The organism is Pseudarthrobacter sp. WHRI 8279 (assembly GCF_040224115.2).
Lineage (GTDB): Bacteria > Actinomycetota > Actinomycetes > Actinomycetales > Micrococcaceae > Arthrobacter.
In genome coordinates this window covers 3,045,030-3,071,204 of the sequence record NZ_CP168162.1, presented here as the reverse complement: position 1 = coordinate 3,071,204, position 26,175 = coordinate 3,045,030, and the positions used below count along the sequence as shown (strand labels likewise).

The 26,175-nt window shown below is 66.2% G+C and carries 20 protein-coding genes and 1 tRNA gene; 8 read left to right on the top strand and 13 right to left on the bottom strand.

Annotated features, from left to right (window positions below; translation table 11 throughout):
- Positions 1–8: 8 nt before the first annotated feature.
- The gene (locus ABRP28_RS14185) at positions 9–881 is read right to left on the bottom strand and encodes an aldo/keto reductase (protein WP_350006009.1); all 873 of its coding nucleotides are present in this window, start codon (positions 879–881) and stop codon (positions 9–11) included.
- A 142-nt stretch (positions 882–1,023) separates the two neighbouring features.
- On the opposite strand from ABRP28_RS14185, the gene ABRP28_RS14180 reads away from it, so the two are divergent.
- From ABRP28_RS14180 to ABRP28_RS14170, 3 genes are all read left to right on the top strand, one after another.
- Positions 1,024–2,013 carry an LLM class flavin-dependent oxidoreductase gene (locus ABRP28_RS14180; protein WP_066279953.1) on the top strand — a complete coding sequence of 330 codons (990 nt, stop codon included), beginning with the start codon at positions 1,024–1,026 and terminating at the stop codon, positions 2,011–2,013.
- Between the two features lie 318 nt (positions 2,014–2,331).
- Positions 2,332–4,962 (top strand): trehalase-like domain-containing protein, encoded by a 2,631-nt coding sequence (locus ABRP28_RS14175; RefSeq protein ID WP_350006007.1) that lies wholly within the window; start codon positions 2,332–2,334, stop codon positions 4,960–4,962.
- A gap of 62 nt (positions 4,963–5,024) precedes the next feature.
- On the top strand, positions 5,025–6,500 hold the full coding sequence (locus tag ABRP28_RS14170) for an MFS transporter (RefSeq protein ID WP_350006005.1): 1,476 nt from the start codon (positions 5,025–5,027) through the stop codon (positions 6,498–6,500).
- 25 nt (positions 6,501–6,525) lie between these two features.
- Here ABRP28_RS14170 and ABRP28_RS14165 read toward each other — a convergent pair whose 3' ends face one another.
- From ABRP28_RS14165 to ABRP28_RS14150, 4 genes are all read right to left on the bottom strand, one after another.
- Positions 6,526–7,668 carry an FAD-dependent oxidoreductase gene (locus ABRP28_RS14165; RefSeq protein ID WP_350006003.1) on the bottom strand — a complete coding sequence of 381 codons (1,143 nt, stop codon included), beginning with the start codon at positions 7,666–7,668 and terminating at the stop codon, positions 6,526–6,528.
- Between the two features lie 14 nt (positions 7,669–7,682).
- Positions 7,683–8,609: an AEC family transporter gene (locus tag ABRP28_RS14160; protein WP_350006001.1), complete on the bottom strand. Its 927-nt coding sequence runs from the start codon at positions 8,607–8,609 to the stop codon at positions 7,683–7,685.
- Between the two features lie 51 nt (positions 8,610–8,660).
- The gene (gene panD, locus ABRP28_RS14155) at positions 8,661–9,086 is read right to left on the bottom strand and encodes an aspartate 1-decarboxylase (protein ID WP_231455221.1); all 426 of its coding nucleotides are present in this window, start codon (positions 9,084–9,086) and stop codon (positions 8,661–8,663) included.
- Between the two features lie 149 nt (positions 9,087–9,235).
- Positions 9,236–10,150, bottom strand: a complete 915-nt coding sequence (locus ABRP28_RS14150; RefSeq protein ID WP_350005998.1) for a LysR substrate-binding domain-containing protein — start codon at positions 10,148–10,150, stop codon at positions 9,236–9,238.
- A 153-nt stretch (positions 10,151–10,303) separates the two neighbouring features.
- Between ABRP28_RS14150 and ABRP28_RS14145 the strand changes: the two genes are divergently transcribed.
- Positions 10,304–11,767 (top strand): amino acid permease, encoded by a 1,464-nt coding sequence (locus ABRP28_RS14145; protein ID WP_231455219.1) that lies wholly within the window; start codon positions 10,304–10,306, stop codon positions 11,765–11,767.
- Positions 11,768–11,859: 92 nt separating this feature from the next.
- On the opposite strand, the gene ABRP28_RS14140 is transcribed toward ABRP28_RS14145, so the two are convergent.
- Together ABRP28_RS14140 and ABRP28_RS14135 are read right to left on the bottom strand one after the other, a co-directional pair.
- Complete coding sequence (locus tag ABRP28_RS14140; RefSeq protein ID WP_374152861.1) at positions 11,860–12,660, bottom strand: IS3 family transposase; 801 nt, start codon at positions 12,658–12,660, stop codon at positions 11,860–11,862.
- A 50-nt stretch (positions 12,661–12,710) separates the two neighbouring features.
- Positions 12,711–13,034, bottom strand: coding sequence for a helix-turn-helix domain-containing protein (locus tag ABRP28_RS14135; RefSeq protein ID WP_374152860.1), 324 nt, complete (start codon positions 13,032–13,034; stop codon positions 12,711–12,713).
- Positions 13,035–13,541: 507 nt separating this feature from the next.
- On the opposite strand from ABRP28_RS14135, the gene ABRP28_RS14130 reads away from it, so the two are divergent.
- Entirely contained in the window at positions 13,542–17,036 is a 3,495-nt protein-coding gene (locus ABRP28_RS14130) for a bifunctional proline dehydrogenase/L-glutamate gamma-semialdehyde dehydrogenase (protein ID WP_350004110.1), read from the top strand.
- A 633-nt stretch (positions 17,037–17,669) separates the two neighbouring features.
- Here the strand turns inward: ABRP28_RS14130 and ABRP28_RS14125 are convergent.
- Entirely contained in the window at positions 17,670–18,524 is an 855-nt protein-coding gene (locus tag ABRP28_RS14125) for a LysR family transcriptional regulator (RefSeq protein ID WP_066279926.1), read from the bottom strand.
- 140 nt (positions 18,525–18,664) lie between these two features.
- Between ABRP28_RS14125 and ABRP28_RS14120 the strand changes: the two genes are divergently transcribed.
- Entirely contained in the window at positions 18,665–20,044 is a 1,380-nt protein-coding gene (locus tag ABRP28_RS14120; RefSeq protein WP_350004109.1) for an MFS transporter, read from the top strand.
- 6 nt (positions 20,045–20,050) lie between these two features.
- Here the strand turns inward: ABRP28_RS14120 and ABRP28_RS14115 are convergent, their stop codons facing one another.
- From ABRP28_RS14115 to ABRP28_RS14105, 3 genes are all read right to left on the bottom strand, one after another.
- Complete coding sequence (locus ABRP28_RS14115; protein WP_350004108.1) at positions 20,051–21,205, bottom strand: N(5)-(carboxyethyl)ornithine synthase; 1,155 nt, start codon at positions 21,203–21,205, stop codon at positions 20,051–20,053.
- Positions 21,202–21,342 (bottom strand): hypothetical protein, encoded by a 141-nt coding sequence (locus tag ABRP28_RS14110; RefSeq protein ID WP_350004107.1) that lies wholly within the window; start codon positions 21,340–21,342, stop codon positions 21,202–21,204. The genes ABRP28_RS14115 and ABRP28_RS14110 overlap by 4 nt, the downstream gene beginning before the upstream one ends.
- A 102-nt stretch (positions 21,343–21,444) precedes the next feature.
- Positions 21,445–21,518: transfer RNA gene (locus tag ABRP28_RS14105), tRNA-Gly, on the bottom strand.
- Between the two features lie 239 nt (positions 21,519–21,757).
- On the opposite strand from ABRP28_RS14105, the gene ABRP28_RS14100 reads away from it, so the two are divergent.
- On the top strand, positions 21,758–22,237 hold the full coding sequence (locus ABRP28_RS14100) for a hypothetical protein (RefSeq protein WP_350004106.1): 480 nt from the start codon (positions 21,758–21,760) through the stop codon (positions 22,235–22,237).
- Between the two features lie 171 nt (positions 22,238–22,408).
- Here the strand turns inward: ABRP28_RS14100 and ABRP28_RS14095 are convergent, their stop codons facing one another.
- Positions 22,409–24,163 carry a CAP domain-containing protein gene (locus ABRP28_RS14095; RefSeq protein WP_350004105.1) on the bottom strand — a complete coding sequence of 585 codons (1,755 nt, stop codon included), beginning with the start codon at positions 24,161–24,163 and terminating at the stop codon, positions 22,409–22,411.
- Between the two features lie 179 nt (positions 24,164–24,342).
- Here ABRP28_RS14095 and dcd point away from each other — a divergent pair, with 179 nt between their 5' ends.
- Positions 24,343–24,918 (top strand): dCTP deaminase, encoded by a 576-nt coding sequence (gene dcd, locus ABRP28_RS14090; RefSeq protein ID WP_350004104.1) that lies wholly within the window; start codon positions 24,343–24,345, stop codon positions 24,916–24,918.
- A 74-nt stretch (positions 24,919–24,992) separates the two neighbouring features.
- Here dcd and ABRP28_RS14085 read toward each other — a convergent pair whose 3' ends face one another.
- A complete protein-coding gene (locus ABRP28_RS14085; RefSeq protein ID WP_350004103.1) occupies positions 24,993–26,171 on the bottom strand; it encodes a cation:proton antiporter in 1,179 nt (392 codons plus the stop codon).
- Between the last annotated feature and the right edge of the window lie 4 nt (positions 26,172–26,175).

The window sequence follows — 26,175 nt, the reverse complement described above, 5'->3', positions numbered from 1 at the left end:
GGGGCCGGTTATCCGGCCGCGGCTTCAAGTTCAGCGTAGGTCTCCTCGTCCAGGCTGACGCCGGCCGCGGCCAGGTTTTCTTCCAGGTGATGCACTGAACCGGTGCCGGGGATGGGCATCATCACGGGGGACCGGCGCAGCAGCCACGCCAGCGCCACTTGGGAGGTGGTGGCGCCAAGCCGCTTGGCGGCTTCGTCCAGCGGCCCGCCCGGCCGGGCAAGTTCGCCGGCAGAAATGGGGGCCCACGGAATGAATCCGATGCCGTTTTCCTCGGAGTAGCGCAGGACGTCCTCGGAGCTGCGGTCCGTCAGGTTGTACCGGTTCTGGACCGTGGACACGGTGAAGTGCTTTCCGGCGGCCTCCAGCTCTTCCACACTGACCTGCGAGAGCCCCAGGGCCTTGACCTTGCCCTCGTCCTGGAGCTCGCGCAGCACGCCGAACTGTTCCTCGGCGTCCACCTTGGGGTCAATCCGGTGGAGCTGCAGCAGGTCCAGGGTGTCCACCTTGAGCTTGCGCAGGCTCAGCTCGGTCTGCTGGCGCAGGTACTCGGGGCGGCCCACGGGAATCCACTGGTTGGGCCCGGTGCGGGTGAAGCCCACCTTCGTGGCGATCTTCAGCCCGTCCTTGTACGGGTGCAGGGCCTCGGCCAGGATTTCCTCGCTGATGTTGGGGCCGTAGGAGTCCGCCGTGTCGATGAAGTCCACCCCGAGTTCGACGGCGCGTCGCACCACCTGGACCGCGGCGTGCCGGTCAGCAGGCTCGCCCCACACACCGTCACCCACGATGCGCATGGCACCAAAGCCAAGCCGGTGCACGGTTCCCAGGTCCTTCAGCTCAATCGTTGCGGACAGTTCCAACTGCTTCGACGTATTTAGGCTCATAGGGGCGGCAACATCATAAGCTTGCTGAGTATTCCTGGACGCCCTGAAATAAGCCGGGCCCCGCCGTCGTTATGCCTCAAGTGCCTGCCGTGATCCGGCGGGCCGGAATCCCATGAACAGCTTTGAAAGGCCGGCACCCGACGTGACTCTCCCCCTCTCCATCCTTGACCTGGCAACCATCGGCAAGGGCCAGACGGCGGCGGAGAGCTTCGCGGGCAGCGTGGCCATGGCACAGAGCGCGGAAAAGCTGGGGTACCGCCGCGTCTGGTACGCCGAGCACCACAACATGTCCTCCATCGCCTCCTCGGCCACCAGTGTGCTCATCGCCCATGTCGCCGCCCATACCGAAAGCATCCGGCTCGGCGCCGGCGGCGTGATGCTGCCCAACCACTCACCGCTGACCATCGCCGAGCAGTTCGGCACCCTGGAAACCCTGCATCCGGGCCGCATCGATCTTGGCCTGGGCCGCGCGCCTGGCAGTGACCAGAACACCATGCGTGCCTTGCGGCGGGACCCGATGTCCGCGGACAGTTTCCCGCAGGATGTCCTGGAACTGCAGGGCTACCTCACCGGGCCCACCCGCATCCAAGGCGTGGAAGCCACCCCGGGCAAGGGCACGAACGTACCGCTCTACATCCTGGGCTCGTCCCTGTTCGGCGCACGCCTGGCCGCCCAGCTGGGGCTGCCGTACGCGTTTGCCTCCCATTTCGCCCCCAACGCCCTGCAGGACGCCGTGGCCCTCTACCGCCGGGAGTTCAAGCCCTCGGCGCAGCTGGATGCCCCGCACGTCATTGCCGGCGTGAACGTCATTGCAGCGGATTCGGCCTCCGAAGCGCAAGCCATGATGCAGGCCACCAAGCGTGCGCGGGTGTCGCTGTTCTTCGGCGGCGGCCGCGAGTTCACCGACGACGAGGCGGACATGATCCTCGATTCGCCGCAGGGCCAGCACGTCTCGCAGATGATGACCTACTCCGCGGTGGGCACGCCTGACGTGGTGATGGATTACCTGGACAGTTTCGGCCGGCACGCCGATGCCGACGAACTGATTGTGGCGCACCAGAGCACCGGCACGGACGCCCGGCTGCGCTCCGTGGAGCTCCTGGCTGAAGCCGCGGGGCTCGCGCGGGTCTAGGCGCCGGGGTCCGGGCGTCACGCCTGGCACCCTTTTGGGAAAGCACGACGGCGGGTTCCCCGGTTTCATGAGGCGGGCGCCGCCGTCGTGGTCCAAAACGCTGCCGTGCGTGCCACGGGCCCTGACACAGCCGAAACCGTGCTGCCGGACTTTTACACATACGCAATACAGGGGACTTTCGGGGGAAACTCCGGAGGCTCACCATGGGAGTGCCCCCTCCGGAGTTCTGTGAACCCCGGGGAGGGGCACCATCCGGTAGCCCGCAGGAGATCCAGCGGCTGTAGTCCCGGCCCGGTCCTGCCTCAAAGGGGTACATGGATGCCAACGCCGTTGAACCAAAGCGTCGCGGATTCCGCACTGCTCACCAGGTCCCTTCCCCTGGGCATGCTCCGGGCATTCGTCCAGTCCGACGCCGCCGACGAAGGGCTCACGCCTGCGCTCCTTGCGGAACTGAAGGTGCTGGCCCGGGTGCCGGGGCTGCTGGTGGCCTGCAATTACGGCGGAACCCTGTGCGACGCCGAGGGGATTTCCACGGAGACGCTCCCGCTGGGCAGCGCCGCCATCGCGCTGCGTGCCCTGGCGGCGCTGCCCAATACCCACGCGGCTGTCATCTCCGGCCGTTCCCTGCGTGACCTTGCCGCAGTATCGCGCCTGCCGGCGGAGGTGCACCTGGTGGGCTCGCACGGCGCCGAGTTCGACATGGGGTTCGCGCACCAGCAGACCCTTGCCACCGAGTCCGTCCTGCAAAAAGTCCATGCCGCGCTCAACGAGGCCGTCGGGTTCCAGAAGGGCATCTGGATAGAACGCAAACCCGTAGCCGTTTCGGTACACACCCGGCCCGCGGCGCCGGACATCGTGGCGGCGGTGACGGACACCGCAAGGGATGTGGCGCGCACCCACGGACTGCACTTCATTGTGGACGGCTCCGTGCTGGACCTGTCCGTCGTGGAACCGTCAAAGGCGGAGGCCCTGGAAAGCCTGCGGTCCCGGCTGGGAGCCAGTGCGGCCATGTATGCGGGCGACGCTGACAGCGATGAACTCGCCATGGCCACGTTGCGCGGCCCGGACATGGGGCTGCGGGTGGGCCCGGGGGAGAGCTCTGCCTCCTACCGGCTCCGCGACCCGGAATCGTTCGCCCGGGTGCTGGCAATCCTGTTCGAGCTGCGCCGTGCCTGGCTGTTCGGCGAGGACGCCGTGGGCCTGGAACGGCACAGCCTGATCGGCAATGGAACCTCCACTGCCCTCGTGACGCCGGACGCGAAGATCTGCTGGATGAGCCACCCGCTGCCGGACTCCGGCTCGCTGTTTGCGCACATCCTGGGCGGTGACGCCGCGGGCCACTTCTCGGTGGAGCCGGTCAAGGCCTCGCAGGTGCTGGGGCAGCGTTACGTGGACAGCACCATGATCGTTGAAACCCGGTGGGCGGACGTGACGGTAACGGACTACCTGGAGCCCGCCCCGGACGGCATCACCAGCCTGGTCCGGGTGCTCTCCGGCAACGGGGCGGCCAGGATCACCTTCGCCCCGCGGCCGGACTACGCCAACGCCCCGTTCAGCATGGAGGCCCGCGGCGATGAACTGCACGTCATGGGAACCTCGGAGCCCTTCATCCTGCTCGCGCCCGGCGTCACCTTCAGCATCACCTCGGACGGGCGCCATGCCACGGCCACTGCCGCCGTCAACCTGCAGGACGGCCCGGTGGTGCTCAACCTGCGCTGCGGCGACACGGAACACCGGCCCGCGGTTCCCGAAAATGAGGCGGAGAGGCGCTCCGCGGTGGCGCTGCACTCGCGGCAATGGGTGCAGGGCCTCGCGCTGCCGGGCGTTAAGCCCTCCCTGGTCCGGCGGTCTGCCCTGGTGCTGCGCGCCCTGGTGCACGAGCCCACCGGCGCGGTCCTGGCGGCGCCCACCACCTCCCTGCCCGAAGGGATCGGCGGGACGAGGAACTGGGATTACCGCTATTGCTGGCTGCGGGACGGCTCCATGACCGTCAATGCGCTGGTGGACCTGGGCTCCACCGGCGAGGCAACCGGCTTCCTGGCATGGCTGGGACGGATCCTCGAACATGCCCCCGGCCCCGAATGGCTGCATCCCCTGTATTCGGTGACGGGTGCGCCGCTCTCCACTGAAGCCGTCATCGACAGCCTGCCCGGGTATGCCGGCTCCCGCCCGGTGAGGATCGGAAACGCCGCTGACCACCAGGTCCAGCTGGACGTCTTTGGTCCCATTGCCGAGCTGATCCACAGCCTGAGCGAACGGGAAGGGGCGCTGGCCGAGGACCATTGGGAACTGATGATCCAGATGGCGTCAGCCGTCCTGGCCCGCTGGCACGAACCCGACCATGGCATCTGGGAGGCCCGGCGGGCACCGCGGCACCACATCTACACGAAAGTGATGTGCTGGGTCACCCTTGACCGGGCACTCCGCACGGCGTCCCGCCACGGCCGGACTCCCGGGGCAGCCTGGGCGCCGGTGGCCGCCACCATCAGGGACGAAGTCCTGCGGGAAGGCTGGGACGAGTCCGCAAAGTCCTACACGGTGGCCTATGACAGCCCGGACCTGGACGCCGCCGTCCTGCACATCGGGCTTTCCGGGCTGCTGGACGTCACGGACCAGCGGTTCCTGGATACCGTCACCGCCGTGGAGCGGGAACTCCGGGTGGGTCCCACCGTGTTTAGGTACCGGTACGACGACGGCCTGCCGGGGCTGGAGGGTGGCTTCCACATCTGCACCACCTGGCTGATCGAAGCGTACGTTGCCACGGGCCGGATCGAGGAGGCCTGGGACCTCTTCGACCAGCTGGTGAACCTCTTCGGGCCCACCGGGCTGCTGCCGGAGGAGTACGACCCCGGCACGGAAACCCACCTGGGGAACCACCCGCAGGCTTACTCCCACCTTGGCTTCATCCGCTGCGCCCGGATCCTGGACGAACACCAGGGCAAACGGTAGTCGGCATTCCTAGTGGGTACCTAGAGTGGAGGTGACACCACCCGGAAACCGAAACGAGGCCCATGCCAACCGCCCGCGCCCAGGGAGTGGGCTTCCGTTCTGAACGGGGCCCCATCCTTATTTCCCTGATGCTCGCCACCGGGCTGGTGGCGATCGATTCCACCATCGTGGCCACGGCCGTCCCGTCGATTGTCCGCGACATCGGCGGGTTCGAATCGTTCCCGTGGCTGTTTTCGGCGTATCTGCTGGCGCAGGCCGTCTCCGTCCCCATCTATGGCAAACTCTCCGACATGGTGGGCCGGAAACCCATCATCCTTGCGGGTATCGGGCTGTTCCTCCTCGGGTCCGTGCTCTGCGGCATTGCGTGGAGCATGCCCGCCCTGATCGGCTTCCGTGCCCTGCAGGGCCTCGGCGCCGGCGCAGTACTGCCTGTCTCCATCACCATCGCAGGTGACATCTACTCACTGGAGGAACGCGCGAAGGTCCAGGGCTACCTCGCGAGCGTGTGGGCGGTCTCCTCCGTGGTGGGACCAAGCCTCGGCGGCATTTTCGCAGCACTGGGGTTCTGGCGGGGGATCTTCCTGGTCAACATCCCGCTGTGCATGCTGGCGGGATGGATGCTGGTCCGGACGCTGCACGAGAACGTGGACCGTGCCAAGCACCGGGTGGACTACGCCGGGGCAGCCCTCCTGGCGGCTTCGCTTGGCCTGCTGATCCTTGGCGCCCTCGAAGGCGGCCAGGGCTGGGCCTGGAATTCACCCGTCAGTATTGGCATCTTTGCCGTGGGCGGGGTGCTGCTGGTCCTGTTCCTCATGGTGGAAAGGCGCGCGGCGGAGCCCGTGCTGCCGTCCTGGGTGGTGTCGCGCCGTCTCCTCGGAACCACAGCCCTTGTGTCCTTCGGCGTTGGTGCCGTCTTGATCGGGCTGACGTCCTATGTGCCCACGTTCCTGGAGGGTGCGCTGGCCAGCTCACCGCTGGTCGCCGGGCTGGCCTTGGCGGCACTCACCGTGGGCTGGCCGATCAGCGCCTCCCAGGCCGGGCGCTTCTACCTGCGGATCGGGTTCAAGGCCACAGCGCTCATCGGCATCTCCATCACCGTGGCCGGCCTCGCGGTCCTTGCACTTACCTCAGCTGGTCCCAGCGTAACGCTGGTCGCCGTCAGCTGTTTCGTCGTCGGACTCGGCCTGGGGCTGGTTGCCACCCCCACGCTGATCGCCGCCCAGTCCAGCGTTTCCTGGAATGAGCGGGGTGTGGTCACCAGCACCAACATGTTCGCCCGGTCCATCGGGAGCGCACTGGGCGTGGCCGTTTTCGGTGCGGTGGCCAACGCCATTTATGGGGGAGCCGCCGGAGGAGGCGGCAACGGACCCGCAGTAGTGGCGGCTTCCGGCGCAGTCTTCGTGGCCGCCCTTGCCGCGGGGGTCCTCACGGTGGCGGCGGTCCTGGCGATGCCTGCCGTGCGGGCGGCCAACACGGACGCCGCGGGCGGGGACGGCGGGGAACCGGTCCTTACCGATGCCGAGGACAGCTCCCGCTAACTGTCCCCTGCATGACGGCAGGCAATCAGCGGCCGGCGCGGAAGATTTCCGGGGCAGGCCTGGCGCCGGTGGCCAGGTCCGCAAGCATCCGCCCGATGACCGGCGTGAACTTGAAGCCGTGCCCCGAGAATCCGGCACCGATCACCACGGGGCCGATCCGGTCCAGGACGAAGTCCTCGTCCGGCGTGGTGGTGTAGGTGCAGCTGACCGCCTCGAAAGAGTCAGCGTCCACCCCGGGCAGCCAGGTCCGGGCGTACTCCTGCAGGGCGGCGAGCTGCACCGGCTCCGGCAGGAAGGACCGCCGGTCCGGATCCACAACCGGACCCACTCCATGCCAGCCGGCCTTAATTCCCTCGCCCGGTGTCTGCATCCCGTACACAGGGGAATACCAGCCCCGGTACGCAGCGCCCGCCCCCGGGTAGTGGTTGAAGCCGGGCCATTCTGCCCCCGGATCCGTGACCCTGAAGTGCACCGGCTGCTCCTGGGTGACGCGCAGCTGTGGAATCCGCAGCCCTGAACCGGTGCTGTTGCCAGGCAGTCCGCCGAGGAGCGTCTCCGTCCAGCCGCCGGCCGTGACAACAGCCTGTGCAGCGGTGACCACCTCCGTGCCGGCAGCGGACTCCAAAACCAGCCGGACGCCGTCGTCCATCACCTGGAAGTCCACCACTTTGGTGTGGTGCCGCATCTCGGCGCCGCGGGCTACGGCCAGCCGCTGCATGGTAGGGAGGGCCGCGTCAGGGTTGAGCTGGCCGCCGTCGGGCAGGTGGAGCACCTGCTGGTCGAAGCGGATGCCGCGCCAGCGCTCTGCCGCCTCTGCGGGGTGAAGGAATCCAGCGCGGATCCCGGCCTGCTCCAGGGCGGCGGCAACATCGGCAAACAGCGGCTCCGGCCCGTGGTTGACCACCCCCGTGCGCGCCAGCAGCTGTTCGCCGCTTTCCTGCTCCAGCTCATCCCACAGGGCCAGCCCCTCCGCCAGCATGGCCACGTACTCGGGCCGGTGGTAGCCCGGGTTGAGGTTGCGGGTGGTGCCGTGCGAAGCCCCGATCCGGTGCCCGGGCCCAAACTGCTCCACCAGCGTCACCTGCCGGCCGCGGCGCGACAAAGCCCACGCGGCGGCCGAGCCCATCGCTCCGCCGCCGATCACCACGGTGTCCAGAACAGTATTCATGCAGCCCTCCAGGCTCAGGTCAGCAGCAGTGCCACGCCGATCATGGCCGGCACAGCCACCACGGTGGTAATCAGTACGGTGTCCTTGGCAACGGTGAGGCCGGTGTTGTAGCGGCTGGCGGCCACAAAGACATTCTGCGCGGTTGGCAGCGCAGCGGTCACGACGACGGCGAACAGGACATGGCCGTCCAGCCCCAGCAGGAAGCGGGCAAAGAGATAGGCAAGCGCCGGCTGGACCGCGAGTTTGAACGCGCTGGCCAGCAGCGTATCCACGCGTCGGGCAGCGGCGGCCTGGAGCGGGCGGGTGCCGTTCAGGCTCATGCCGAACGCAATCAGCATGGCGGGGATCGCCGCGCCGCCGATCAGGTGGATCGGCTCCATGACAAGGTCGGGCACCTTCCATCCGGTGCCCGCCACCAGCAGGCCCAGCGCGGAGCCGACGATCATGGGATTCCGCAGGATCATCACAGCGAAGTTCAGCGGCGTGGTGCGGTGTTTGCTGGTGCTCGAGTCCAGGAGCATCAGGAACAGCGGCGTGAAGAAGGCGAGCTGGAAGATCAGCAGCGGTGCCACGTAACTGGCATCGCCCAGGACGTAGACCGCGATGGGAATGCCCAGGTTGGCCGAGTTGACCAGCGACGCCGCCATGGAGGACATCAGCGATTCCGGAAGCGAACGCCTGAGCCAGAACTTGGCAATGACAAAAAAGAGGAGGGCGGTGGCGACGGCTGAGACAGCCGCCACCAGCAGGGGTGCTGCGAAGACTTCGGCGAGGCGCGCTTTGCTGAGGGTCTCAAAGAGCAGGGCCGGGCTGGCCACGAAAAACGTGAGGGAGCTCAGCACCTGCCGGGCGTTGTCACCCAGGATTTTCTGCCGGCCCACGAACCAGCCCACCAGGATGATGCACCACACGACGAAGAAGCCGGCCAGCACGCCTAGCATGGGACGGCCCGCCAGGCGCGGCAGGGCAGGGGAGCGGGGCTCACGCTCCGCTTACAGGGCGGCGTTGTTAAGCGCGAAAGGGGGGCGCAGCAAACCCGGGGTAAGGCCCTCGGCGGGGTCGTTGCCCAGTTGGATCACGCGGTTGTTCTCGTCCACGTGGACCACCTTGGGCTCGTAGCTCTTGGCTTCCTCGGTGGTCATCTGCGCGTAGGTAATCAGGATGACAATGTCGTTTTCCTGCATCAGGTGGGCCGCTGCCCCGTTGATGCCGATAACGCCGGAGCCGCGCTCGCCGGCGATCGTGTACGTCTCCAGGCGCGAGCCGTTGGTCACGTCCACGATGGACACCAGCTCACCCGGCAGGATGTCGGCCGCCTCGAGCAGGTCCAGGTCAACGGTGACTGAACCTACGTAGTGCAGGTCAGCGTGCGTGACGGTGGCCCGGTGGATTTTGGACTTGAACATTGTTCGATTCATAACGGGTTCAGTCTAGCGGCGGGGGCCCTGCGGCGCAGTGACGCAGGAAACAGTTGCCCGGGAGCGGTAGCGGCGCGGTGATGCCCCGCGTCACGGCGCGGGGAAGAGCGCAGGCACCCAGGTTGGAAGCCATGTCCGACGCCGGCTGCTCACCCGGCGACATTCTCCGCCACGGCTTCTGCCGTGGCCGCCAGGGTTTCCCGGGCAGCCAGGATGGCCGGCCGCGTGGCACTGGAGCGGCGGACCGAGGTGAAGACTGTCCGCCGCGGCTTCCCCGGCAGGTCCAGGAGCCGCGCATTGGTGCCGCGGCCGGTCCACACCAGGTCCGGCATCAGCGCCACGGCGTTGCCCGACTCGATCAGCCGGATCTGGGCCTGAAGGTCGGCGGTCTCAAAGCGCACGTCGGGTTCGAACCCGGCGCTCCGGCACGCCTGCTCAGCCCAGTGCCTTGATGCGGCACCCCGCGGCTCCATCACCCACGCGAGTTCCGCCGTGTCCTCGATCGAAGCGATGGCGGGGCCGCCGTCGGACGCCGGCGGAATGGCCAGCCGGATGGCGTCGGTGGTCAGCTTGACCCTGTCCAGTTCGGGATAGCGGGGGGCGGCATGGCCCGGATACTGCTCGGCAATGACGAGGTCAAAATCGCGGGCCCAGGTTTCGTGCAGGGCGGTCTCAGGCTCGCGCTGGATCATCTCGATGCGGACTTCAGGATAGGTGCGGGACATGCGCGTGAGCGTTTCAGGCATGAGGGCAAGGGCTGCAGACTGGAAGACGGCGATCCGGACGGTGCCCGTGACCGTTGTCAACGATGCGGCCAGGTCCGCCTCAGCCTGCTCCATGGTCTCCAGCAGGCTCGCAGTGTGCGCCACCAGGACTTCGGCCTGCGGTGTGAGCTGAACCCGGCGCCCGGTCTTGCGGAGCAGCTCGACGCCCACTTCCTTTTCCAGCAGGGCAAGCTGCTGGGATACCGACGACGGGCTGTACTGCAGTGCCTCTGCCACCTCCGCGAGCGTGCCCCGGATGCTGAGTTCACGCAGGAGACGGAGCCGGCGGACATCAAGCATGAGGAAATCCTTACCGAAACTAACGAATATAGGTTAGAAGTAGTCACTTTATCTAACGCAAGCACGCTTGCATACTGTTGGGACCGAGTTACCCCCGTCACAAGCGATTCTTCGCGCGCCGTGACGGGGTCGCACCCCAAGCAGGAGTTCCTGATGAGCACTAGAGATATGACCCAGTCGATCATGCGGCGCAAGCCCATTGACGACATTGAGGAAGAGAACAAACATAGTGGCCTCTTTAAGTCACTCGGGCTTTGGCAGCTTACGGCGATCGGCGTAGGCGGCATCATCGGCGTCGGCATCTTTTCCCTCGCGGGACTGGTGGCCGCCGGCAGCGAGAGCACGCCCGGGGTGGGGCCCGCGGTACTGATCTCCTTCCTGGTGGCTGGCCTTGCGTCCGCCGCCGCTGCTTTGTCCTATGCGGAATTCGCGGGCATGATTCCCCGCGCCGGTTCCGCCTACACCTACGGATACGTAGCACTCGGCGAGATCATCGGCTGGTTCATCGGCTGGGACCTCCTGCTGGAGTACATCGCCATCGTGGCGGTGGTTGCCATCGGCATCTCCGGCTACTTCGATGCCTTCCTATCGGGAATCGGCATCAACATGCCTATCTGGATGACCTCCACTGCGGACGAGGGCAGGGGCGGCGTCGTCAACATCCCGGCCATCGCGGTCTGCCTGATCGTGACCTGGATTCTGTCCCGCGGCACCAAGGCCTTCGGACGGTTCGAACTCGTAGCCGTTGCCATCAAGGTCATCCTGATCCTCTTCATCATCGGGCTGGGCGTCTTCTACATCGACACCAACAACTACAACCCGTTCATGCCCAGCGGCTTCGGTCCGGTCCTGGCCGGCGCAGCCACTGTCTTCTTCGCCGTCTTCGGCTATGACGCCATGAGCACCGCGGCGGAAGAGGCAAAGGACGGCAAGAAGCACATGCCCAAGGCCATCATCCTGTCGCTGATCATTGCGATGCTGCTCTACGTGGCGGCCACCCTGGTGCTCACCGGCATGCAGAACTATAAGGACATTGACCCCACGGCGGGCTTTGCCTCGGCCTTCACGGGTGTTGGCCTGCCGGTGATCGCCACCATCATCTCGGTGTTCGCCGTTCTGTCCATCCTTACCGTGATGCTGACCTTCCTCCTGGGTGTCACCCGCGTCTGGTTCTCCATGAGCCGCGATGGCCTGCTGCCCGGCTGGTTCTCCAAGACAGACCGCCACGGCACCCCGCAGCGCGTCACGTGGATCGCCGGCGTCGCCTCCGCCCTGCTTGCCGGGGTGTTCCCCATCAAGGCTGTTGCCGACCTGACCAACATTGGCATCCTGGCCGCGTTTGTCGTCGTCTGCTTCTCGGTGATCGTGTTCCGCTACAAGAAGCCGGACGCACCCCGGACCTTCCGCCTGCCGTTCATGCCGTTCATCCCGGCGTTCGGCGTGCTGGCGTCGGCATTCCTGATGTTCCAGCTGCACTGGGAAACCTGGGCCCGGTTCGGCGTCTGGCTCCTTGTTGGCCTGGCCATCTACTTCTTTTACGGAAAGAAGCACTCGCTGATGAATCCCAACAGCCCCCGGCATGACGAGATCGTGGAGATGCACCGCCCCCTGGTCTGACCCCCGGACGCTCTCTCACTCAAAGTCGCTTTACCCCGGACGCTCTATCACCTTGAACTGCTCCCCGGAAGTTGGACTGGCTAAATAGGATCCTAAGCTGCGAGGGCCTGGGCACGGTATTGGACCGGGCTCAGGCCCTTGAGCTTTGTTGAGATTCTTTTGGTGTTGTACCAGTGGATGTATTCCTCGACGGCGGCGGCCAGTGCGTCGGTGTTGAGGAATCGGACGCGGTGGAAGAGTTCTTCCTTGAGGTGGCCGAAGAAGTTTTCCATGACGGCGTTGTCGTAGCAGTTGCCCTTGCGGGACATTGACTGGACCGCACCGGCGCCCGCGATCAGGGTGCGCCAGGAGGGGTGGCGGTATTGGAAACCTTGGTCCGAATGCACCAGCGGCTGCTCGCCGGGCTGCAGGCAGGTCAGGGCCTCACGCAGGGAATCGTTGGTGAGCGCCAGGTTCGGGGATGAGCCCAGCGAGTAGGAAATGATCTGCCGGTCAAAGAGGTCCATGACCGGTGAGAGGTAAAGTTTCCGGTCCCCGACGCTGAACTCCGTCACATCGGTAACCCACTTCTGGTTCGGTGCATCGGCGTCGAACTCCCGGTTCAGCACGTTGGGCGCTACCGCGCCCTGTTCGCCCTGGTAGGAGTTGTAGCGCTTCCGGCGCCGGACTCTGCAGACCAGCCCGAGTTCCTGCATCAGCTTCAGCACAGTCTTCTTCGCGACCGTCCACCCTTGCTTGGACAGCTCAGTATGGACCCGCCGGTGCCCGTACCGGCCATGGTTCGTTTCGAAAATCTCCGTGACCGCGGCTTTGAGTTTCTCTTCCGGGTCCGGCGCCTGCAGCCGGGGCTGGTGATAGAAGAACGTCGACCTGGCCAGCCCGGCGACGTTCAACAGGACACCAAGCGGATAGTCAGCCTTGAGGGAAACGACGGCTTGAACCTTTACCGTCGTCCCTGTTCCCTCAAGGCCCGCAGTTTTCCCAGGTACGCCACCTCAGCGCGCAGCCGTTCGTTCTCCCGCCGCAACCGCTCAAGCTCGGACAAATCCGCAGGCGGCGGCGAATCGGGTTTCCGCGGCCGGCCTTTGGGCTTGGGCCGCAACCCGTCCTCGCCTTCGCGCCGGTACGCCAGGACCCACTTTTGCAGCAGCTCACGCGAGGCCAGACCTGCCTCGACTGCCAGATCCGGGCCGGACTCGCCCGCGAGGAACCGCTCGACCAGGGCACGCTTGAACTCAAACGAGTACGACCTCACCGGCCTGGCCACCAGCACTCCTTGCCCATGAATCCTCCACCGCCCATACAGCGCCCTGACCGGCACACGAGGCGCATCCAGCGACCGAGCCGCCGACCCATACCCGACACCCTTCTCAAACAACGCTACAGCCGCCTCGCGCTGCGCTTCAGACAATGAACTACGTGTATGCATAAAACTGCTCCCCGGAAGTCGGAACTGAATTTCTCAGTCCAACTTCCGGGGAGCAGTTCACCTTTCCTCTGGAGGGTGATAGAGCGTTTTCCGTTTTTCCTGCATCAAGTGAGAGAGCGTCCGCAAAGTTCCTGCATCAAGTGGGAGAGCGTGCGGAAATTTGCACCGTTAAATGCGGGAGCGTGGTGGGTGAATCGCTGAGTGGCGGGGCACGGGGCCGGGGGCTCAAAGCTTCATCTTTTCTAACTTGTATTGCTTAGAAAAGATCGCTTTATCTTATGTGAGCGGAAGCTCATACTGGTGGATAAGACCTCCTTGAAACCCCAGGAAAGAACGAGAAACGCCATGACCCACATTGCAATGGAACCGGCAGCCGCCACCGGAACTGCGCCCCGGACTGTCGACGTTGACGTGCCCCAGGCCAAGGCATTGGCCAGTGAAGCGGTGGCACTGGTCCGCCACTGGCTGACCGAGGCGTCGAAGGTTCCCGTGGACGCTTCCGCCCAGCAGCTGGCCGGAGTCCTTAAGGACCCCAACGGCCTGGAATTCACCGTTGGCTTCGTGGACGGCGTGGTCCGCCCCGAGGACCTGAACGTTGCCGCCCGCAACCTCGCCGCGCTGGCCCCCAAAGTCCCCACCTTCCTGCCCTGGTACATGCGCAGCGCCGTGGCGCTGGGCGGGACCATGGCCCCGATGATGCCCCAGGTGGTCATCCCCATCGCCCGCAAGGTTCTGCGCGAGATGGTGGGCCACCTGATCGTTGACGCCACCGACGCCAAGCTGGGCCCCGCCATCGCGAAGATCCGCAAGGACGGCATCAAGCTGAACGTCAACCTCCTTGGGGAAGCAGTCCTGGGGGAGCACGAGGCCTCACGCCGGCTCGAAGGCACGCACACGCTGCTGGCGCGTCCCGACGTCGACTACGTCTCCATCAAGGTCTCCTCCACCGTGGCCCCGCACTCGCCGTGGGCCTTCGACGAAGCCGTTGAGCACGTCGTCGAGAAGCTCACCCCGCTGTTCGAGCGCGCAGCTTCATTTCCGAAGGCCAAGTTCATCAACCTGGACATGGAGGAGTACAAGGACCTGGACATGACCATCGCGGTCTTCACCAGGATCCTGGACAAGCCCGAGTTCAAGAACCTTGAAGCCGGCATCGTGCTCCAGGCCTACCTGCCGGACGCGCTGTCAGCCATGATCCGCCTGCAGGACTGGGCTGCCGAGCGGCGCGCCGACGGCGGAGCCGCCATCAAGGTCCGCGTGGTGAAGGGCGCCAACCTCCCCATGGAGCAGGTGGAGTCCTCGCTGCACGACTGGCCGCTTGCCACGTGGGGAACCAAGCAGGACTCGGACACCAGCTACAAGAGCGTCATCAACTATTCCCTGCACCCGGAGCGGATCAAGAACATCCGGATCGGCGTTGCCGGCCACAACCTGTTCGACATCGCCTTTGCCTGGCTCCTGGCCAAGCAGCGCGGCGTTGAGTCCGGGATGGAATTTGAAATGCTGCTGGGCATGGCGCAGGGCCAGGCCGAAGCGGTCAAGAAGGACGTGGGCTCGCTCCTGCTCTACACCCCGGTGGTGCACCCTGCCGAGTTCGACGTCGCGATCGCCTACCTGATCCGCCGCCTTGAGGAGGGCGCGAGCCAGGACAACTTCATGTCTGCGGTGTTCGAGCTGAGCGAGAATGAGGTGTTGTTCGAGCGCGAAAAGCAGCGTTTCCTTGCCTCACTGGAGGCACTGGACAACAGCGTTCCGGCGCCCAACCGGCAGCAGAACCGCAACCTCCCGCCGCAGTCCCTGCCGCACGATTCGTTCAAGGACACCCCGGACACGGACCCGTCACTGCCTGCCAACCGTGACTGGGGCCGGGCCATCCTGGAGCGCGTCCCGTCTTCCACCCTGGGCAACGCGTCCGTGAAAGCTGCCTTCATCAACGAAGAAGCAAAGCTGAACGAGGCCATCAGCACCGCCGTCGAAAAGGGCAAGGCCTGGGGTGCCCTGTCCGGCGCCGAGCGTGCCGAGATCCTGCACCGCGCCGGAGATGTCCTGGAGGCCCGCCGCGCCGACCTGCTCGAGGTCATGGCAAGTGAAACCGGCAAGACCATCGACCAGGGCGACCCCGAGGTCAGCGAAGCCGTTGACTTCGCCCACTATTACGCTGAGTCCGCCCGGAAGCTGGGCACGGTCGACGGCGCCACGTTTGTCCCTGCCAAGCTCACCGTGGTCACGCCGCCGTGGAACTTCCCGGTCGCCATTCCGGCCGGGTCCACCCTCGCGGCACTCGCCGCCGGCTCCGCCGTCGTCCTCAAGCCTGCCAAGCAGGCCGCCCGCAGCGGTGCCGTGATGGTCGAGGCCCTCTGGGAAGCCGGCGTGCCGCGTGACGTGCTGACCATGGTGCAGCTGGGTGAGCGGGAGCTCGGCAAGCAGCTCATCAGCCACCCGGCAGTTGACCGCGTGATCCTCACCGGCGGCTACGAGACCGCCGAGCTGTTCCGCTCCTTCCGCCAGGACCTGCCATTGCTGGCCGAAACCAGCGGCAAGAACGCCATCATCGTCACTCCCAGCGCGGACCTGGACCTGGCAGCCAAGGACGTGGCGTACTCCGCGTTCGGCCACGCCGGCCAGAAGTGCTCCGCCGCGTCTCTGGTGATCCTGGTGGGTTCGGTAGCCAAGTCCAAGCGCTTCCACAACCAGCTGGTCGATGCGGTCACCTCCCTGAAGGTGGGCTACCCCGAGGATCCCACCAGCCAGATGGGACCGATCATCGAGCCCGCCAACGGCAAGCTCCTCAACGCCCTCACTACCCTTGGCGAGGGCGAGAACTGGGCGGTGGAACCGAAGAAGCTGGACAACACCGGCCGGCTCTGGAGCCCGGGCGTGCGGTACGGCGTCAAGCGCGGCTCCTACTTCCACCTGACCGAATTCTTCGGGCCGGTCCTGGGCGTGATGACCGCAGAGACCCTGGAAGAGGCCATCGCCATCCAGAACCAGATCGAGTACGGCCTCACCGCCGGCCTGCACTCCCTGAACTCCGAGGAACTCGGTACCTGGCTGGACAGCATCCAGGCCGGAAACCTCTACGTGAACCGCGGCATCACGGGTGCCATCGTGCAGCGCCAGCCGTTCGGGGGCTGGAAGAAGTCCGCGGTCGGCGCAGGGACCAAGGCCGGCGGACCCAACTACCTGGCCGGCCTGGGTGATTGGACCCCAGCCAAGAGCGCCGCGAACGCTGAGATCACCCACCCGGGCGTGCGCCGCATCATCGATGCAGCCGAAGCCGCGCTGAAACCTGAAGGCCTCGCGTCCGTCCAGCGCGCACTTGCCTCCGACGCGCAGGCCTGGGCTGATGAATTCGGTACCGCCAAGGACGTCTCCGGACTCACTGCGGAACGAAACATCTTCCGCTACCGCAGCCTTCCCGTGACGGTGCGGCTGTCCGAGGGTGCACCGCTGGCGCACCTGGTGCGGACCGTGGCGGCCGGCGTGCTGGCCGGATCGGAACTGACGGTGTCCACTGCCATCGAGCTTCCCGCCCAGCTGCGCCCGGTACTGATCGCGCTGGACATCGAGGTGACCGTGGAGTCCGACGCCGACTGGCTGGCTTCCGCAGGACGCCTCGCCGCGGCAGGCAAGCTGTCCAACGGACGCATCCGCCTGATCGGCGGGGATTCCACCGAGCTGGCCAAGGCCACAGGCGGCCGCCCCGACCTCGCCGTCTACGCCCACCCGGTCACGGAAGCGGGACGCGTTGAACTGCTTCCCTTCCTGCATGAGCAGGCCGTCAGCATCACCGCCCACCGTTTCGGAACCCCGAACCATCTCTCGGACGCGCTGATCTAGCTCCGCGGGGCGCTGGCCCTGGCTGGAGGCGCGCTTGCCCGTTCCGCGGACGACGTGGCGCGTGCAAGCAGAAGGCCGGGGGACACCTTATGGTGGCTCCCGGCCTTCTTTGCCGTCATGAGTCCGCGCCTGTTGCGCGGGTGGAGACCTCGCGGTAGCTAACCCAAGTACCACCCGGGCGGCGTCCATGTCACTGGAACGCTGTGGGCGGAGAAATCCTCGCACCGGGTGCACGTGTACGCGACCTCGCCCAACGAAGCGACCGTTCCATCACGCCGGTAGGTTGGCGGGATGTAGGACTCCAGATAGACGAACTCGTCCGTCCGGCAGGTGTCGCAGGTGGGTTTTCCTACATAGCCGGTATCGGTTGTTGCGATCCCGGCGCCTAGATTGGAGCGGCGGGTGGCCGGCGTCCGCGCAGTGTTAAGCGGCCGCGCGTGGGCCGAACTGGCATGGGTGTTCCTGGCTGTCGTCATTGGCTGCCTGTCTCGGGCGGAATTCCTGACATGCAGGAGGCCCCCCGTACTTGAGAACCGGCCAGCTGCTTGACCTAGAAAGTCAGCATAGGGGATGCAACCTTCCGCAATCAATGGAAACGGGCGAATGGCTGCGCCCAAAGGGGCGGTAACGGCGTTATGCTTGCCGGTTAATCGTCCTGCCCACAATGGACTGCGTCAGTGCGTCGATGACCTCTGCGTTAGCCAGCGGGTTGCGGATCAGGGTAAAGTCCACGTCGCCCACCGCCGGCAGGTCGAACCGCCGGGTGATGATTTTCAGGTCCTCGGGAACGAGCGACGACGGCATGACCGCCACGCCGATTCCTGCCCTCACGGCCGCCAGCACCCCACTGATCTGCCGCGTAGTGCAGGTGATCCGCCAGGTCCTGCCATGGGACTCGAGGGCGTCGATGGCCAGTTTCCGGCTCAGGCTGGGGGACGGGTAGGCGATGAGCGGGACCGGCGCTGCCGGATCCAGTGTGGTCTGCTCCAGGCCCACCCAGGAAAAGGAATCGTGCTGGACCACCGTTCCGTCCTTGGCTCCCGCCACCCACTTGACGAAAACCAGGTCCAGCTGCCCCGCGTTAAGCTTCCGGTACAGCTGGTCGCTTTGGCCCACTGTCAGCTCCAGGTTGATCTGCGGGTAGATCTGCCGGAACTCCCGCAGGATCCGGGGCAGGCCGGTGATGGCGAGGTCATCAGCCGTGCCGAAGCGCAGCCGTCCGCGCATGGCGGAGCCGGAAAAGTAGCGGGAGGCCGAGTCGTGGGCTGCCAGGATGTTCCGGGCGAAGCCTGCCATCGCGTCCCCGTTGTCCGTCAGCCTGACATCCCGCGTATCCCGGCTGACCAGGACCCTTTTGGCAGCTGCCTCCAGTTTGCGGACGTGCTGACTGACCGTGGGCTGGGCCAGGCCCAGCCGCTCGGCTGCCTTGGTGAAGCTCAGTGTTTCTGCGACGGCAAGGAAGGAGCGCAGCTGGGCCGGTTCGAACACGTGGACTCCGGGGGCATCGGGCGGACAACGAGGGCATTGCGGTCTGCAATACGAGTTATAGGGACGATACGCCTCCATAATCACGTGTCCCAGCCTAGCGTTAAGGACATCCCGGACCGCACGCACTTGAGGACACACCTGTGGCACCCCCACCGCCGTCATCGGCAACCGTCACCCAGCCCATCATCGATAACGCCAACCCGGCACCCCCTGACCACCAGACCCAGCCCCTCGCCGTCGTCAGCGAACGCCTGCCCTGGAAGCACACCTTCATCTCCCTGCGCGTCCCCAACTTCCGTATTTTCGCAGCAGGCCACTTCATCGCCGTCGTTGCCATCTGGATGCAGCGGATCGCCCAGGACTGGATGGTGCTGGAACTCTCCGGTTCCGTCACCGCCGTGGGCATCACCGTGGCGCTGCAGTTCCTGCCATCCCTGCTCCTGGGGCCGTGGGGCGGGATGATCGCCGACAGGTTCGCCAAGCGGAAGATCCTGATTCTCTGCCAGGGCATGGCGGCGGTCCTGGCGGCCGCGCTTGCGGTCCTCGCGCTGACCGGGGCCGTTGAGGTGTGGCATGTCTACGTCATTGCACTGGTGCTTGGCCTGGTGACGGTCCTCGACCAGCCGGCCCGGCAGGTCTTCGTCAACGAACTCGTTGGGCCCAAATACCTGCGCAACGCCATCAACGTCAACTCCACAACCTTCCAGCTGGGCGGCCTCATTGGTCCTGCCCTGGCCGGGTGGATGCTTACTGCCGTGGGGGCGGGATGGGCCTTCGCCGGCAACGCGCTCGCGTGCTGTTCCACCGTGGCCATGCTGCTTCTTTTGCGCAAGGACCAGTTGTTCGTGAGTGAGCCTGCCCCGAAGACCAAGGGGATGCTGCGCGAGGGACTGCGTTACGCGCTGGGCAAGCCCACTATCTATTGGCCCTGGCTGATGGCAGGTTTCATCGCGGTCTTCGCCATGAGCCTGCCCGTGGTGCTCGCCGCCTTCGCGGACAACGTATTCAACGCCGGTGCCGCCGGGTACGGGCTCCTCAACGCCCTGGTGGCGCTTGGCGCGCTGGCCGGTGCGGTGGCGTCCACCCGGCGCCGCCAGCTCCGCCTGCGCTCGGTGGTGTTCTGCGCGGGAATGTACGGGGCCATGCTGTGCCTGGCCGCGCTGGCACCATCCATGCCGGTGTTCGGCGCGGTGATGGTGCTTTCAGGGTTCTGGTGCCTGATGTTCCTCACCGGGTCCAACCAGCTGGTACAGGTCAGCTCCAACATGGGGATCAGGGGCCGGGTCATGAGCCTGTACATCATGGTCCTGATCGGCGGCCAGGCAATCGGCGGGCCCATGCTGGGCTGGATCGCCGAGCACGCCGACCCGCATGTGGCACTGCTGGTGTCCGGCGGCGTGCCCGCCCTCGCGGCGCTGACTGTCGCGGTGATCCTGGCGCGCAAGGGTTCGCTGTTGCTGAGGGTGGACTTCAAGGACCGGCGGCAGCCCGTGCGGATTGTCCGGCGGGCCGCCGCATAGCCAGGATTACAGCGCGAGGTGCGGGTATGCCTCTTCGCGTTTCTGGAATTCCAGCACATCCTTGTTGCGGATGACGCCGTCGCGGATCTCGATGGCACGGGAGATGGTCTCGTTGCCGTCCCACGCCCCGGGGCCGCTGACCACGGTTTCCAGGAAAGGCAGCAGGGCCTGGCTGATTTCCCAGCTGGCGGAGTTCCAGAGGTAGGACGGGCTGTGGTCCACGGCGTAGTAGTTAATGTGGCCGCCCACCGTGAACATGGGGTCGGCGAAGGTGGTGGACCGGGCCCAGCTGAAACCCATGCCTTCGTCGCATGAAACATCCACAATGAGGCTCCCCGGACTGAACGCTGCCAGGTCCTCCACCCGCAGGTACGTCAACGGGTTGTTGGGGTCCTGCAGGGTGCAGTTGACTACGATGTCGCTCTCGGCCAGGAACGGCGCCAGCGGTACCCGGCCGCGCTCGCTGATGACCTGGCTCAGGAACGGGGCTTCGTCGTCGTGGTCAAACTGGACGATGTTCACCGAGTGGATGGGCGCGCCGACGGCGGCCACGCCACGGTTGGTCAGCACCTGGACGTCGTGGATCCCGTGGGCGTTCAGGGCAGTGACGGCGCCCCGGGCTGTTGCGCCAAAGCCGATGACCGTGGCGCTCAGCCTTCGGCCGTAGTCGCCGGTGGACCCGGTCAGGGCGAGGGCGTGCAGCACGGAGCAGTACCCCGCGAGTTCGTTGTTCTTGTGGAACACGTGCAGCCCGAAGCCGCCATCGCTGGCCCAGTGGTTCATGGCCTCAAAGGCGATCAGCGTCAGCTTCTTGTCGATGGCCAGCTGGGTGATGGCGCGGTCCTGGACACAGTGCGGCCAGCCCCAGAGGACCTGGCCGTCCCGCATATCCTGAAGGTCTTCCGGCTGCGGCTTGGGCAGGAGGACGACGTCGGCCTCCGCCAGCAGCGCCTCCCTGCCGGCCATCCTGCCCACCAAGGGTGAGAGGTGTTCGTCCGAGACGCCCAGCCGCTCGCCGTAGCCGGTTTCGAGGATGATGTGCTCGCGGATTTCGGGTGCGATGCGCTCGACGTGCAGCGGGTGGATGGGGAGCCGGCGCTCGTCGGGCTTCTTTGTTGATGCCAGGACGCCGAGGGTGAGTCTGTTCCGGGGCCCCGTCACTTCTTTTTGGCGGCCTTGCCGGGCGTCACGTCCAGGGAGCTGGCCGGGGCGGAAGCGGCTTTTTTGTCGGCCCGCTTTTCCTTGATGGACTTGCCGGATTTTTTGGATGCTGTTTGACGCGGGGACTTGTCAGCCATGAATTGCTCCTGTAGCGGAACCGAAGAGGTTCCTGACTTCTGACCATACACGCCGGTACCTAATGGTCCCGGGGTGGTTTGTCTTCTGTCCCGCTGCGAGCGTGGAGCGGCTGACGGGAATCGAACCCGCGTATCAAGCTTGGGAAGCTAGCGCTCTACCATTGAGCTACAGCCGCGCTGCCCCGCCGTGGAGGGGCAGAACATAGCTTAGCGCAGAAGTTTGCCTGCTCTGCCCACCCGGCCTGCGGACCGCCCGTGTCCCGGTTGCAGGCGCGTCATCCAGTAACTCTTCAATAACGCCGCCTGCCGTAGCTAGGTGCGCCTGCCGCGCGCTGGCTAACCTGTTCCGGGTAGCTGCGGGGCCGGGGGGATTGCAGCTATGAGCCACGCCGACGTTACCCACAGAAAGATCCCCATGGCATTCGCAGAACACGAGGTCCTCATCCGGCGGGACGCCATGGCCGTGTATCTGTACCTTCTTGATGCGACCAACCTGCCCGTGTGGAGTGATTCGGTGCGCAGCGTCAAACTGCTGCAGGGCGCATCGGCATCCCAGGGAGCGGTGTACCGGAAGATGGTGGCCGGCCGGTCCGGGCTGAGCATCCCGGCGGAGCTGGAGATCACCCACGCCAGGCCCGGCGCCGAAATCCGGTTCCAGGCCATCTCCGGCCCCGCCCACCGTTCGGGCGGTTACTACCTCAGTACGGAGGCGGCGGGAACGCGCGTCAGGTTTGCCCTTGAGGCCCGGGCGGAGGGGGCGGCCGGCATCCTGCACAGGCTCAGGTTCCTCGACCGGATCGGATTCCTCAACAGGATGCTTCAGCGGAGCCTCTGCTCCGAGGTGGCGCAGCTGGAACGGCTCAAGGACGTCCTGGAACTGCAACCGGCCAGGTAGCCCCGTTCCGCCCCGCCACACCGCCAGCGCACCAGCCGCTTCAGTCCCGTGGGCCTGCACAGCACGCCAGCCGCCTCAGTGCCGTCGGCCCGCACCAGCACGCCAGCCCCGCCAGCCGCGGGCAGGCTTCGCTGCACGATGTGCGTACCCGCGTCCACCGCGGCGGCGCGCCTACTGGGCCAGGCGTTGCCCGGCCCACGGGCCAGGGATGTTCGACGGCGACGCGAGGCTTCCGGAGGTCAGGTCCCAGTACTGCACAACGTCGGATGCCCGTCGCAGGGCCAGCCCGGTGGAGTTCAGGCCGGTTACGTTGCGCAGCGGCCTGATGCCCGTGACGTCACCCCAGCCGGTAGCCACGGTGGCCCTGGCTTCGGCGCGCAGCGCGGTGGTGCCCCAGCCGCGGTGCAGCTGGACTGAGCCGTCAGCCCGGAGCGCCAGGATGTCCTGGAACCCGTCGGCGTCGTAATCCACCATGGACAGCTTCCGGGCGGCACCGATGGAGGCTACGAAGGTCCGTGCGGAGAGGTCGCCCAGGCCCTTATTGGGGTACAGGTAGAGGTTCCCCGCCCCGTCCAGGGCAAGGATCTGGGGGAGCCTGTTGTTGGCACACCACCCGCCCACGGCGAGGGTAAGGGTTTCCCACCCGCCGCTTCCGAGGGTGGCGGGTGGCTGGAATCCGCCGGCGGCAATGCCGCGGTGGAGGGTCAGGGTGCCGCTGCTCCACTGCGTGAGCAGGTCATAGGCGCCGTCCCGGTCCCAGTCGATAGTGAACACTTCCTTGGCGCCGGCAAAACCTGAGCCGATGACCTTGGCCGCGGCGTAGGTGCGCGCGCCCGTGGCTGCACGTGCCAGGAGCTGGCCGGAAGAATCGACGGTCACCAGGTCTGCGGGCCCCTTGATGGCCGCGGCCGAGAGGTCAAGCGTGGGTGGCATGTGCCGTACGGGTGCGTCGCACATGGTGGGCGGCGGTGCCGGGAAGGGTGTGCCCGACCCGGTCCCACCGGGGGAGTCGGTAGTGCCGGCGGGAAGGGTGGTGTAGCCGAAGAAGTTCACCACGCCCCAGATCTTGTACGTGCGGTCCGTATAGCTGATCCCGGCCCCCATGACATTGAAGCGAGGATCGAGCAGCATGGCGTTGTGGCCGGGGGAGCCTTTCCACCATTCCACCAGCAGCGCCGCGTCGCGGTCCGTTCGGATTGCGATGACCTCACCGGCACCGTTGTTCGGGCTCAGGGCGCGCTGATCGGTCCAGAAACTGGCGCGGTGCTCGATAACCTCGCGGGAGGCGATGCTGTCCGACCATTCCTGTGCCAGTGCTGCCACTGTTGCGTGGTACTTCACGGGGTTCAGGCCCTTGGACGCCCGGTACTCATTGATCCGGTTGAACACCGTGAGGATGGCCGCTGCGTTGCTGTCGGGAATGAGGGCTTCGGGCGCCGGAGCAGCCAGGGATTCCGGGGCCGCAAGGCCGGACGCCGATGGCGAGGAAAGTTCAGCGTCCGGCGCCCAGAGGGGAGGAATGGAAGGAACCTCGGGGGAAGGTTCTTCTTCGGAGGCTGGAACGGGTGCCGGTGCCGCAGGCCCGACCGAATCATCAAGGGTGCCGGTGGACGGACTGGTGGCGGGTGGGGGTGCTATAGGTTCCGCCGCCTCAGATTCCGTCGGCAAAGGTTCCGGCATCACAGGTTCCGGCAGCGGGTCCGTAGCCATGGGCCCCGTGGGTGAGGCCGGGCGGATATCCGGTTCAACCGCGGGGGCGAGCAGGGATCCGCCGGAGCCCGCGCCGGAGGGGGCCCCGGCGCCGTCGGTCATGGCCGGAGCGCCCAGGCTGACGCTGCTGGGCCCCGTTGCAGCCGCCGGCGGCCCTGCGGCCGGTACCGGCGGCGTTCCCGCCGACGAGGAGAGCAGCGCTAAAGCCAAGAGCACCCCGGTAAAAGAGGGCGCGGCCAATCTATTCACAACATCCCCAGCTCTGTTGGGCCATCCGGGAGACCATCCGGCGCCTGAATCACTGCTGTAACAGTAGCCCCACGAGCGCTCTGCAACAACGAAAAAATGTTGCTGTGGATAACTGTCCAGGACGGGCCATACGGTAATTTGGGACCGTGCTGATCTCTGACCGCGATATACGTGCCGAAATAGACTCCCAGCGGATCGTGCTGGAGCCGTACGATCCGGCGATGGTCCAGCCGTCGTCCGTGGATGTCCGGATCGACAAATTCTTCCGCCTGTTTGATAACCACAAGTACGCCCACATCGACCCGGCCGAGGAACAGCCGGAGCTTACGCGCCTTGTGGAAGTGGAGCCGAACGAGGCATTCATCCTGCACCCGGGCGAGTTCGTCCTGGGGTCCACGTACGAGACCGTCACGCTGCCGGACGATATCGCTGCGCGCCTGGAAGGCAAGTCATCCCTGGGCCGGCTGGGCCTCCTGACCCACTCCACCGCCGGCTTTATCGACCCCGGCTTCTCAGGCCACGTAACGCTCGAACTGTCCAACATGGCCACCCTGCCCATCAAGCTGTGGCCGGGCATGAAGATTGGCCAGCTGTGCTTCTTCCGGCTCACGTCCGCCGCGGAACACCCCTACGGCTCGGGCGACTACGGCAACCGCTACCAGGGCCAGCGCGGCCCTACCGCGAGCCGCAGCCACCTGAACTTCCACCGCACGGGGATGTAGAAACAGCGGAGCGCCTGCCACGGAGCCCCCACGCGGGGCAGCGTGTAGGAGCAGCATGTGGGGGCAGCGCGTTCTCAGGCTTTGGCAGCCACGCCTGCGGGCGGCAGTGCTGCCGTCAGGGGTCCTGCGAAACGGGCCGCGAGCGGGCCAATGACCGCCATCAGCAGCACATACGCGGTGGCAAGGGCGGCCAGTTCGCCGGGGACCGCCCCGGAGGCGACTGCCAGTCCCGCGATGACGATGGAGAATTCCCCGCGTGCGATCAGCGTGGCTCCGGCACGCAGGCGGCCGGGCCGGGCAATCCCTGCGCGCTTGGCCGCCCACATGCCGGTGGCCATTTTGGTGGCGGCCGTGATGACGGCCAGCACCAGGGCCCAGCCAAGGACCGGCGGGATGGACGTGGGGTCTGTGTTGAGCCCAAAGGCCACAAAGAAGATGGCGGCAAAAAGGTCCCGCAGCGGCTCCAGGATGCGGGTGGCATTGTGCGCCGTGGCCCCTGAAATTGCGATGCCGAGCAGGAATGCTCCCACCGCGGCGGAAACCTGCATGGCGGAGGCGATGCCGGCCACCAGCAGCGCGGCGCCCAGCACGTTCAGGAGGAATACCTCCGAGTTTTCGCTGTGAACGGCCTTGGACACGTGATGGCCGTGCCGCAGTGCCACCATCAGCACCACACTCACCACTGCCAAGGCGATGCCCACGCTGGTGAGGCCGCCCAGGAAACTGACGCCGGCCAGGATGGTTGTCAGAACGGGAAGATAGACGGCCATGGCAAGGTCCTCGAAGACCAGGATGGACAGCACCACCGGTGTTTCCCGGTTGCCTATCCGGCCCAGGTCGGTGATGACCTTGGCCGCGATTCCGGACGACGAAATGTACGTGACGCCGCCCAGAACCATGGCACCCACCCCGCCCCAGCCCAGCAGGTAGGCAAGTGCGGCCCCGGGCAGGAAGTTCAGGACCAGGTCCAGCACGCCGCCCTGCCAGGACCTGCGCAGGCCGGTGAAGAGCTCCGTCGCCGTATATTCCAGCCCGAGCATAAGCAGCAGCAGGATGACCCCGATTTCACCGGAGACGTGCGCAAATTCCTTCATGCCGTCGAGCTTGACGATGCCGCCTGCTCCGAAAGCGAGCCCGCCCAGGAGGTAGAGCGGGATGGGGGACATTCCGACCCGTCCGGCCAGCCTGGCCAGCAGGCCAAGGCAGAACACAACGGCCCCCAGTTCAATGAGGGTCAGGGCCAGCGGGTCCATGCCG